Below are 2,301 nucleotides of genomic sequence, written 5' to 3'. Positions count from 1 at the left end.
CGGGGCTGCGGCGGGGCTGTAGCGTCGCGGGATTCCCCAGGCCCAGTCCGGATTCCCGCGTGAAGCTCCTCCTCACCGCCGCGTTCGCGGCCGCCCTCGCCGCCCCCGCCCTCGCCGCGCCGCCCGCCAAGGCGCCCAAGGTCGATCCCGCGCTGCACGCCAAGGCGCTGGAGATCCTGAAGCGGGGCATCGCGTTCCCGACCGTGGCGGGCCGGCGCCAGACCGTCGCCTATGCCGAGTACCTCAAGGGCGAGCTGCTGGCGGGCGGCTACAGGGCTGACGAGATCGCCATCGAGCCGCTGGGCGACACGGCGTTCCTGATCGCCCGCTATCCGGGGACCGACCCGAAGAAGAAGCCGCTGGTCATCTCGGGCCACATGGACGTGGTGGAGGCCGACCCCAAGGACTGGGCGCGCGATCCGTTCACGCCGGTCGAGGAGAACGGCTACGTCTTCGGCCGCGGCGCGGTGGACAACAAGTTCGACGTCTCGATGATGGTCGCCACGCTCGCCAGCCTGCGCAAGAGCGGCTGGAAGCCGGGCCGCGAGGTGGTGCTGGCGCTGTCGGGCGACGAAGAGACCTCGATGAAGACCACCGCCGTCCTCGCCGAGCGGCTGAAGGGCGCCGAGATGGTGCTGAACATCGACGGCGGCGGCGGCGGGCTGAACGAGGACGGCACGCCGATCTCGTTCGGCGTCCAGGGCGCCGAGAAGACCTACGCCGACTTCCGCCTGGCGGTGACCGATCCCGGCGGCCACTCCAGCCGGCCCACGCCGACCAACGCGATCTACCGGCTGGCCAAGGCGCTGGACCGGCTGGAGGCCTACGCGTGGCCGACGGCGAGCAACGAGATCACCCGCGCCTCGCTGGCGGCCGCGGCGAAGAACACGCCGGGCGCCATCGGCCAGGCGCTGGCGAAGTTCGCCGCCGACCCGACCGACGAGGCCGCCATCGCCACGATCCGCGCCGACCCGGTCTGGAGCCCGGCGCTGCACACCACCTGCGTGGCCACGATGCTGAGCGGCGGCCACGCGCCCAACGCCCTGCCCCAGCGCGCCGAGGCCACCGTGAACTGCCGCATCTTCCCCGGCACGTCGTCGGCCGCCGTGAGGGAGACCCTGGCGCAGGTCGTGGGCGACAAGAGCGTGACCGTCACCCGGCTGGACGACGGCTCCATCGACAGCCCCGCCTCGCCGCTTCGGCCCGACGTCCTGGCGGCCGTCACCAAGGCGGTGCATGCGCGGTTCCCGGGGCTTCCCATCGTGCCGAGCCAGGCGTCGGGGGCGACCGACAGCATGTACTTCCGCGCCGCCGGCGTGCCGAGCTACGGCGTCTCGGGCCTGTTCATGAAGGAGAGCGACGAGTTCAGCCACGGCCTGAACGAGCGCGCCCCGGTCAGTGCCATCGACGGCGACCTCGCGTACTGGGACTCGGTGCTGCGGGACCTGGCGAAATAGCGCCCGCCGGCCGCCTGCGCGGCGGGAAGGCGCGGGCCTGGGTCCCTCCTCAATACCGCTCATCCCGGCGAATGCCGGGACCCAGATGGCATGGCGCAAGAAGAGGGGTTCCGGGGGCTCCGAGGTCATCCCATCAGCCTCCGCGAGCGTGGATCTGGGTCCCGGCATTCGCCGGGATGAGCGGAAGTTATTGAATTCCCTCAGAAGGAATCGAGGACGGACCCTAGCCGTGGAGCGCCGCGAGCCGCGCGCGGGCCGCCTTCGCCGCCTCGGCGAACGCAGCGCTGGCCCAGAGGCGGTGGTCGCCGCGGGCGAAGGCGGCGGCGTTCTGCGCGTACATCCAGGCGTTCATCGCGTTGGCGACGGCGTTGTCGCGCTCGCGGACCACCTTGCCCGGCGCGCCCATGACGATGGAGTTGGGCGGGACGATCGTGCCTTCCCTCAGGAAGGCGTGGCCGGCGATGATCGAGTTCGCGCCCACTTCGCAGCCGTCCATGATGGTCGAGCCGATGCCGACCAGGACGCGGTCGCCGATCGTGCAGCCGTGCAGGGTGCAGTGGTGGGTGATGGAGCAGTCCTCGCCCACGATCGTGCCGGTCGCGCCGCCGATGTGGATCATCACGAAGTCCTGGATGTTGGTCCGCGCGCCGATGCGCACCGGCCGGGACTCGGCGCGGATCACCACATTGGGCCACAGCGACGCCTGCGCGGCGAGCGCCACGTCGCCGTAGACCTGCGCCGTCGGGTGGACGAAGGCGGCGGGGTCGATGCGGACGTCGGGGCCGAAACGGCTCTGGGGACCTTGATCCATGAACGGTTCCTACCGCGGGTTCCGCGCGGGGTG

The 2,301-nt window shown here is 71.7% G+C and carries 2 protein-coding genes; one reads left to right on the top strand and one right to left on the bottom strand.

Translation table 11 applies throughout. The features are described from left to right. Nucleotides 1–59 precede the first annotated feature (59 nt). Nucleotides 60–1,457, top strand: a complete 1,398-nt coding sequence (locus KF737_RS22420) for a M20/M25/M40 family metallo-hydrolase (protein ID WP_296460832.1) — start codon at nt 60–62, stop codon at nt 1,455–1,457. 223 nt (nt 1,458–1,680) lie between these two features. On the opposite strand, the gene KF737_RS22415 is transcribed toward KF737_RS22420, so the two are convergent. Continuing rightward, the gene (locus KF737_RS22415) at nt 1,681–2,268 is read right to left on the bottom strand and encodes a gamma carbonic anhydrase family protein (protein ID WP_296460827.1); all 588 of its coding nucleotides are present in this window, start codon (nt 2,266–2,268) and stop codon (nt 1,681–1,683) included. Nucleotides 2,269–2,301: the final 33 nt, after the last annotated feature.

Origin of the sequence: Phenylobacterium sp., from assembly GCF_019636135.1 — a bacterium.
Classification (GTDB): Bacteria; Pseudomonadota; Alphaproteobacteria; order Caulobacterales; family Caulobacteraceae; genus Phenylobacterium.
This window is presented reverse-complemented; position numbering and strand designations above follow the sequence as displayed.

Bases quoted from the DNA above. Each gene is read 5' to 3' on its own strand.
- KF737_RS22415 (WP_296460827.1), bottom strand. From the start codon at position 2,268: ATGGATCAAGGTCCCCAGAGCCGTTTCGGCCCCGACGTCCGCATCGAC.